Annotated in this window: 8 protein-coding genes; 3 read left to right on the top strand and 5 right to left on the bottom strand. The window is 69.4% G+C overall.

Annotated features, from left to right (window positions below; genetic code table 11):
• From OK17_RS19785 to OK17_RS19775, 3 genes are all read right to left on the bottom strand, one after another.
• Positions 1-667, bottom strand: a 667-nt coding sequence (locus OK17_RS19785; RefSeq protein WP_461418475.1) for a GTP 3',8-cyclase MoaA, incomplete at its 3' end; no start/stop codon positions are given.
• A gap of 13 nt (positions 668-680) precedes the next feature.
• On the bottom strand, positions 681-1,226 hold the full coding sequence (locus tag OK17_RS19780; protein ID WP_232717248.1) for a flavin reductase family protein: 546 nt from the start codon (positions 1,224-1,226) through the stop codon (positions 681-683).
• 5 nt (positions 1,227-1,231) lie between these two features.
• Complete coding sequence (locus OK17_RS19775; protein ID WP_232717250.1) at positions 1,232-1,441, bottom strand: hypothetical protein; 210 nt, start codon at positions 1,439-1,441, stop codon at positions 1,232-1,234.
• A gap of 241 nt (positions 1,442-1,682) precedes the next feature.
• Between OK17_RS19775 and OK17_RS19770 the strand changes: the two genes are divergently transcribed.
• On the top strand, positions 1,683-2,096 hold the full coding sequence (locus OK17_RS19770; protein ID WP_204718563.1) for a cold-shock protein: 414 nt from the start codon (positions 1,683-1,685) through the stop codon (positions 2,094-2,096).
• A gap of 36 nt (positions 2,097-2,132) precedes the next feature.
• Here the strand turns inward: OK17_RS19770 and OK17_RS19765 are convergent, their stop codons facing one another.
• Both OK17_RS19765 and OK17_RS19760 read right to left on the bottom strand, forming a co-directional pair.
• The gene (locus tag OK17_RS19765; RefSeq protein ID WP_232717252.1) at positions 2,133-2,666 is read right to left on the bottom strand and encodes a DUF2771 family protein; all 534 of its coding nucleotides are present in this window, start codon (positions 2,664-2,666) and stop codon (positions 2,133-2,135) included.
• Complete coding sequence (locus OK17_RS19760) at positions 2,663-4,480, bottom strand: MFS transporter (protein ID WP_461418474.1); 1,818 nt, start codon at positions 4,478-4,480, stop codon at positions 2,663-2,665. Before OK17_RS19760 ends, OK17_RS19765 begins: the two co-directional genes overlap by 4 nt.
• Before the next feature lie 236 nt (positions 4,481-4,716).
• On the opposite strand from OK17_RS19760, the gene OK17_RS19755 reads away from it, so the two are divergent.
• Positions 4,717-5,505, top strand: a complete 789-nt coding sequence (locus OK17_RS19755; RefSeq protein ID WP_040536870.1) for a DUF3027 domain-containing protein — start codon at positions 4,717-4,719, stop codon at positions 5,503-5,505.
• Positions 5,506-5,522: 17 nt separating this feature from the next.
• Positions 5,523-8,312, top strand: a complete 2,790-nt coding sequence (locus tag OK17_RS19750; protein ID WP_461418473.1) for a sacsin N-terminal ATP-binding-like domain-containing protein — start codon at positions 5,523-5,525, stop codon at positions 8,310-8,312.
• The last annotated feature ends 273 nt before the right edge of the window (positions 8,313-8,585 follow it).

The raw sequence follows: 8,585 nt of genomic DNA, 5'->3' as shown, positions 1-8,585 counted from the left end.
GGTCGGCGTCGAGGGGCATCTGTTCGATGATGCGCAGCTCGTAGCCGTGTTCCAGGCAGTAGGCGAGCAGATCGGGGATGGCGTCGAGGTTGGCACGGTCGGGGATCACGGCGTTGACCTTGACCGGGTCGAGACCCGCGCGCTTGGCGGCGGCGAGACCGGCCAGCACGTCGTCGAGCCGGTCGCGGCGGGTGATCTCGGCGAATCGTTCGCGGTCGACGGTGTCGAGGGAGATGTTGATGCGGCTGAGCCCGGCGGCGACGAGTCCGTCGATCCGCCGCGTGAGGCCCAGCCCGTTGGTGGTCATCGCGATCTCGGGACGCTGGGGCAGCGCCGACACTGCGCCGATGACCTGCTCGAGGTCGCGACGCAGCAGGGGCTCACCGCCGGTGAAGCGGATGCGTTCGATCCCCAGGTCCCGGACTGCGACCGTGAGCACGCGGATCAGCTCGTCGGCGCTGAGCACCGCGTCGTTCGGCATCCAGTCGAGTCCCTCGGCCGGCATGCAGTAGGTACAGCGCAGATTGCACCGGTCGGTCACCGAGACCCGCAGGTCCTTCGCCACCCGCCCGAACGTGTCGCGCAGGGGCCCCTGCGTGGGCACGTCGGATGGGGCCCCGGCCGTCATCGACCGTGGCGTGGGGATTCCGAGTCCGACCGTGCTCATGCTGTCCTGCAGATCACGTCGCGTTCGGGTCCTTGCGGGCCTCGAGCGCACGGAAGGTGCTGGCGTGGAACACCAGCGGCTCGACCTCGGGGTCGGCGCGCAGGGTGTCGATCTCCAGCAGCACGACGGTGTGGTCACCGGCCTGGATCTCGTTGTGGATGGTGCACGACAGATGGGCAGCGGCGTCGGGGACGAAAACCGCCCCGGCATCGGTACGCAGCGGCGTGATGCCGTCGAACCGGCGCTCCGACGGCCCGGCGAGCTGCTTGCAGACATCGGTCTGGTCGCCGGCGAAGACGCTCACGCCGATGGCCGGTGCGGTACGGATCTGCGGCCACGTCGTCGACGTGTTCTGTACGCACACCGACACCAGTGGTGGGTCGAGGGAGACGGTGGTGAAGGAGCTCGCCGCCATTCCGATCAGCGTGGTCGAATCTCCCTCGCCCTGAAGGCAACACACCGCGACGACGCCGCTGGGGAAGCAGCTGAACGCTGCCCGGAGGGCCTTGGCGTCGGAGACGGGGGCAAGTTCTGGGGTGGTGTCGATGGTCGCGGTCACGGTCCTCACCTGGCTCGGCGTCCGGCACGGAGTGCGTACACCAGGCCGAGGAGAAAACCCAGGGGTGCGCACATGGTCAACAGGTAGACGAAGGTCGGTGCGGTCTCGCCGTCGGTGACGAGCGGGGTCACGAACAGGGCCACGAGGGCGATGATTCCGATCGCGAAGATCACCATGGCTGCCTGCAGCAACCGCGGGGACGTCGTCTTCTGCATGCCGTCCACGGTAATGCACACTCCGGGAGTGCGGCGCCGCGCGACGGGCTGACCGGTAGGGCAGAGGTAATGGTGTGACCGCGGGGTGGGGTGTTGGCTACCATGGGGCGCAGCAGGCGCCTTGCATCCGTCTGGGCCCATACGGACTTTCCGCCGTGGGTCGTGTGATGGGTGACGGCGTCTTTTGTTGTGACAGGCAGATCCGCAAGAGATCTACGACGTACAGATGAGGGTGAGCACAGTGCCGACCGGCAAGGTGAAGTGGTACGACGCGGACAAGGGCTTCGGCTTCCTCGCTCAGGAGAGCGGTGAGGACGTCTACGTCCGTTCGTCCGCCCTGCCCGACGGGGTGGAGGCCCTCAAGCCGGGGCAGCGCGTGGAGTTCGGCATGGCTGCCGGTCGCCGCGGGCCGCAGGCACTGAGCGTGAAGGTTCTCGATCCTGCGCCGAGCGTGTCGAAGAACGTGCGCGAGGCCGCCCGCAAGGACACCAAGCGACACACCCCCGACGAGCTGCACGGCATGGTCGCAGATCTGATCACCCTGCTCGAGGGCAAGGTGCAGCCGGATCTGCGCAAGGGGCGCTACCCCGACCGCAAGACCGCGCAGCGCATCTCCGAGGTCGTCCGCGCGGTCGCTCGCGAACTTGAGAGCTGAGTGCCGTTCGTCGAGCACTGAGCCCGATGTCGCGCGTCAGCCGAGGTATTGCAGGAAGTTCTCCGGCGCGGTCTGCGCTGCCAGCACGCCGCGCGGGATGATCTCGTCGTTCGGCGTCAGCCGGGCCGACGCCGGGTAGACGGTGACGCCCAGCAGGACGTATTCGGGTGCCGTCTTCAGCGTGACCGTGTAGGTCTCACCCGACGCCTGGGGCTGCTCGTCCTCGACGAGCCCCTTCGGTGTCCAGTAGACGGCCGCGAGGTTCCATGGGCCCTTCGCGATGTCGCCGGAGACCGACAGCATCACCGTGTCGCCGACCGCCACCGGAACCCGGGGTGCCTCGCGCTGCGACGTGCCGAGCGGCGGGTCGCATTCGTCGAGCATCAGGTCGCACCACCGCACCGGCTCGACGGTGTAGAGGTTCTTGCCGACGGCGATGTGGACGTACGGCCGGTCGTCGTGCGTGGAGTTGCGGGTCAGCAGGAACACCGAAACGCCGACGACCGCGACGAACGCCACCACGACGATCGCGATGATCGAAAGAGCTTTCTTCTCACCACTGCTGATCACGGTCGGCGATGTCCTGTCTGGTCGGGGGCGGGGCGGTCACCGGGTGTCCGGTCACCGGAGTTCGGGAACGGTGCTGTCGACGGCATCCGCGTGGTCGTCGGCCGCTGGGTATGCGCCCGGGTCGGTGCCGATCCCGGGCCGGTCCGGCGTGCATCGTCCGAGCCGGCGGCCCGGAAGGCGACGGTCGGTGCGGCGTGGTCGGGGCGCCGACCGCCCAGGCCCGGCACCAGCGACGACCCGCGGGTCGTCATCACGGTCTGGACCAGGCCCAGCCCGAGCAGCACGGCGACGACGGTGAAGCCGATCCACAGAGTCGGGGGCAGCAGCACACCGAGCGAGGCGCCGAAGACCCACGACAGCTGCAGGACCGTCTCCGAACGACCGAAGGCCGAGGCGCGCGATTCGTCGGGCAGATCGTCCTGGATCGACGAATCGAGGCACACCTTGCCGATCGCGCTGGTGCCCGACGCGACCAGGGCGGCGACCGCTGCGAAGAGGATGTTGCCGAAGATCGCCGCGAGGACCGCGACGGCGAAGCAGGCCGCGGTGGCCCAGACGATGATGCCGGGCGGGTTCTTCAGCTCCAGCCGGGTGCCGACGCCGTTGCCGATCATGTTGCCGATACCGGCCGCGGCACCGACCGCGCCGAGCAGCAGCAGCTGCGTCCAGTCCGACGCGTCGCCCTGCTGCGCCTTGGCATAGAAGGCCACGAACAGCGTCAGGAAGCCGGTGAGGATGCGGATGGTGCCGTTGCCCCACAGGCCGGCCACGACCGTGCGGCCGAGCGGCTGACGCATCTTGGCGGCGAGCATCTTGGCGCCCTCGCGGGCACTGGTCGGTTCGTGTTCGGGCGCGCTCGATCGGGCGGGCTCGCCGTGGTAGGTCAGGGTCGTGGGGATCTCGCCCTCGGTCGACTCGACCCACGACGGGATGCGCATACACAGGTAGGCGCCGGCCGCGGCGACGATCGCCAGCCACACCATGGCTCCCGGCAGGTGCAGCGGCAGCAGCTTGCCGAGCAACATCTCGATCAGCGCGGCCACCGCGCCGCCGACGATCGTGCCGCCGATCAGACCGAAGGTGGTCAGGCGGGAGTTCACCCGCGGCAGGTCGATGGTCGGGGGCACCACACGCGGCGTGACCGCCGATTTGAGCACGCCGAAGGACTTCGACAGCACCAGCAGGCCCAAGGCGCAGGGATAGAGCACCCACGGGTCGTACTCGAGTTGCTGCGTGGCGTCGTTCCACTGGACGTTCGCCATGATCAGCAGTGCCAGGATGACGCGCAGACCGAAGGTCGCGGCCATCGCGATACGACGACCGCGCTGGAGCCGGTCGAGGAGCGGACCGATCAGGGGAGCGATGAGTGCGAACGGCGCGATCGTCAGCGCCAGGTACAGCGCGACATTGGTCTTGGATTCACCCGTCGCGGCCGCGAAGAACAGCGTGTTGGCCAGCGCGACGGCCATCGCCGCGTCGGCGGCGAAGTTCGCGATCACCGGCAGGGTGAGCGCGGTGAGGCCGGACTGGTCGGCGCCGTCGGCGGTCGCGGCACGGTGGATCTTGCCGATGCCCTTGCCCGTCAGTTCCCGGCTGCGCATCGCGGCGACACGCATCACGGTGAGTTTCTTGGGCGTTCGCGGCCCGTGGTCGGTCGGCATCGCGCGGGTCGCCGACTCGTCGTACTGCGGTTGCCCGCGGTCGTCGAGCGGCGGCAGATGGGGATTGTGGGTGGGCGGGGGCAGGTAGGCGTTGCGGCCGGGACCCGGCCCGGGCGGCGGTCCCCAGCCCGGTGCGGGCCGACGGCCGCGCATCTGACGGGTCTCGTCGGCCGGGTAGTTGGCCGACCCGGGGTGCTGAGCGGCGCGCCGGCCGCGATCGTCTGTCGGCGGGCGAGGATGTTGGCTCGCCGGACCCCTGGGGGCCCCGCGCCCATCGTCGTGTCGGGAACTCCGTGGGATCACGCCCACGATTGTTCCTCATCTCGGGCCGGTGCCGCTTGAACCGGGGCGTTGTGTGGCACACGTCGGCGATATTGCACACTGGATGCGTGACTGACGTAAGTGAGGGCGGACGACTGCTGGCGGCCGTCGACATCGCACGAGCCGCGCTGGTCGACGAAGGACAGCAGCCCGGCGCGCATCGGCGCAGCGTCGCCGAGGGCGAGTGGGCCGCTGCACATTACTTCGACGCCGAGCTCGCAGGCTATCGCGGATGGCAGTGGTGCGTCGTGCTGGCCGGGTCCCCGGGCAGCGACGAGATCACCCTCAGTGAGGTCGTGTTGCTGCCGGGTGAGGGTTCGCTGCTCGCCCCGCCGTGGGTGCCGTGGGCCGAGCGTGTCGCCTCCGGTGACCTCGCGCCCGGCGATCTGCTGGCAGCCGAGCCCGACGATCCCCGTCTGGTCCCCAACCAGATCGACACCGGCGACGAGTTCCGCTTCGACTCCGAGTCCGAGGACCCCGACGAGATCGGTCAGATCGCCGGCGAGATCGGCCTCGGTCGACGCCGGCTGCTGAGCCGCGACGGTCGCGCCGACGCCGCGCAGCGCTGGTACGACGGCGATTTCGGACCGTCGTCGGAGATGGCGCAGGCCGCTCCGTACACGTGTTGGACCTGTGGTTTCTACGTGCCCCTCGCGGGTGCGCTGCGCGCCGGATTCGGTGTCTGCGCAAACGAATACGCGGCCGACGGCCGGGTGGTCTCCGCCGAGTACGGCTGCGGCGCACACTCCGATGTCCAGGCGCCCAAGGGTGAGGGTTCACCCGCATATGACGCCTACGACGATGGCGCCCTCGAGGTCGTCTCGGTCACCCGAGACGCCGAACCGGCCCGCTCCTGAACGACACCCCACCGCCGATGAGCGCCGATCCGTTCGGCCCAGACCCGTTCGACACCGCCGCACTGCGGTCGTCGACGCTCGACGCCTGGATCGCCTCGCCGACCCGTCTCGCCGAGGACGCCGCCGCCGAGTCTGATCTGGTGACGGTCGGATACCGCGACCGATTGCTCACCGAACTCGCCGCCAATGCCGCCGACGCCGCAGCCGCGGCGGGGATCGCGGGGGAGCTCGCGGTGTGGGTCTCCGACGGCGAGCTGCATGTCGCGAACACCGGTGAGCCGCTGAGCGTCGAGGGTGTTCGCTCGCTCGCGGCGCTGCGCGTGTCGGCCAAGGCGCCCGCCGACGGTCAGATCGGCCGATTCGGCGTCGGGTTCACCGCCACGGCGACGGTCGCCGACCGCATCGAGATCCGTTCGCGCACCGGGTCGGTCGTCTTCGACCGCGCCGCCACCGTGGAAGCTGTTCGGGACGCCGGTCTCCCGGGTGACGCCGTCCCGGTTCTGCGACTCGTGTGGCCGTCGGAGGTCGGGCCCGCCAACGGGTTCGACACCGAGGTGGTCCTGAGTCTCCGGGAGCCGGCGGGGCCGCTGATCGAGGCGATGCTCGCGCAAGCACCCGATCTGGTTGTGGAACTCGCCGCGCTGCAGCGAATCACCGTCGACGGTGTGGAGGTCTCGGTCGAGCGGTCCGACGGGCCCGCGGTCGAAGACGATCAGGCCTCGTCTGCGATAGTCACCGTGTCCGTGGATGACGGTGCCGGCTCGGCGTCGACTCGGCGCTGGTTGGAGGTGACCCGCGGCGGGACGCGCTGGCTAGTCGACGCAGACAACGGTCGCGCACCCGAGCACGATGTGCTGCGCGCTCCCACGCCCACCGACATCGAACTGAGCCTGCCGTGTCGGTGCATCACCGACCTCGCGCTCACCCCGGACCGTCGACACCTACATCCGGGAGCCGAGATCGGCGATGCCGCAGCCGGTTACGTCGACCTGTTGCTCCTGGTCGACCCGGTTCGGCGGTTACAGCTCGTACCGGAGCTGCACCTCGCGCGAAATCGTGACGATGCCAGGCTGATCGAGGCCGTGCGCGGGCAACTCCGCGACATCGCGTGGCTGCCGGGTGCGGACGGCGAGCCGTTGCTGCCTTCGCGGGCAGTCGTCCTCATCGGGTTGACCGATCGCCTGGCCGAGATGTTGTCCGAACACTTCGCCGATCTCGTCCACCCCGACATATCTCTCGCCCAACACCTTCCGACACTGGGGCGGCTGGGCGTCGAGGAACTCGGGCTGGCGGGGCTGGTGGAGCGACTCGGCGGGCTGCACCACGAGCCGTCGTGGTGGCACGACCTGTACGAGGCGCTCGCGCCGCTCGTGTCGACGGGACGCGAGGTCGAGGAACTGGGCGCGCTGCCGATCCCGCGGTCCGACGGGCGGATGTCGGTCGGGGTGCGTGGCCTGTTCGTGAGTGATCGCATCGCCACGCCGATGCGCTGGATTCCCACCGTCCATCCCGATGCCGGTCATTCGCTCCTGGAACGTCTCGGCGTGCAGGAACTCTCGGTCACCGACGCGCTGGCAGACCCGGCGCTGCGCGTGCTGATCGAGGACATCGATCTCGACGGTGCTGTGACCGATGACCTGGCCGGCGACGACGGGTTGGCCGCCGAGATCTGTGCGGTCCTGCGCGCCGATCCGGATGCGACCGTGCCGCCGTGGCTGGCCACCCTTCCGCTGCTGGACACCGACGGAGAGCTCCGCCCCGCCGACGAACTCCTGCTGCCCGACAGCCCGCTGCTGTCCGTCCTCGTCGACGACCATCCGTTCGGTGTCGTCGATGCCGAGGTCGTGTCCGAGTGTGGCGCAGACGAGTTGCGGCGTCTCGGTGTCGGGTGGGGCTTCCTCACGGTCGTCGACGAACTGCCGGTCGGACCTGACCACGACCTACCCGACGAGGAGGACTGGTGGGACACCCTGCCCGACGCCCCCGAAAGGCTCACGGCGGTCCGCGATCTCGACCTGATCGACGACCGGTCCTGGCCCGACGCGCTGACCATGATGGCGACCGACGAGGCCGTCGCACCGTTGCTCGCCGACCGCGACGGGTACACCGCCTGGTGGTTGCGACGGCACGCCGAGGTCGACGGGTTGCTGCTCGGGGAGTACCGCGCACCGTCGGACGAGATCCTCGCCGGGATCATCGACCCGCTCGACCATCCGCACGCCGACGCACTGGTCGGAGCGCTCGCACGCCTCGAACCCGACACTGCCGACGACGCCGCGCTGCTGCTGACCCGCCTCGGTGATCCCGACCGGGACATCACCGCGGGCGCAGCGGTGATGGTGCACGCCGCCGTTGTCGCCGCCTGCCGTCGAGGTGTCATCGATCCGGCGGATGTCGAGGTCCCCGAACGGGTCCGGACGATCGCCGGTACCGTCACCGAGAACGCGGTGGTCGTCGACCAGCCGTGGTTCCTGCAGGCTCTGTCGGATGGGGAGACAGTTCTCGCCGGACCGACGGTCACCGCGACCGACGCCGAGATCCTCGCGACACTGCTCGACCTGTCACTGACATCCGAGGAGTACACCGCAACCGCCCGCGACCCCGGTGACGCCGCGACCTGGGCCCACCCCGAAGCGGTGCGGTTCGGCGCCGAACGCGGGGTCGAGGTACCGCGCGGGCAGGTGCGGTTGCACGACGAGTTGTGGATCACTCTGCGGGACGGCGACTCTCATCGCGAGGTCCGAGTGCGCTCGTGGATCGAGGACGGGGTCACGCACCTCGAACGCCGCGCGCACTCCGTGTCCTGAGTCCGGGTCGAAGTCGCGCGAGTTGGCCAAAGTGTGCCACGACCACTTGCTCCCTGAGGTGCGAGGAGCGTTAGCGACAAGCCACGAAGGGCTGGCGACTTTGCAACGCTCCGCACCAACCGCGGGCATTCGCTTCCAGAGAAGTCTGATTCACGCGAGAACTCGTCCCCCTGAGCATTTGCCGAGGGCAATGTGCCCTCGAACCACACTGAGGGGGACGACTTTTCGTGTCGGTTCGGGAGATCATCTCACCAGGCCTTCGTGGCTCGTCGC

Source organism: Gordonia sp. GN26, assembly GCF_054823965.1.
This window is presented reverse-complemented; position numbering and strand designations above follow the sequence as displayed.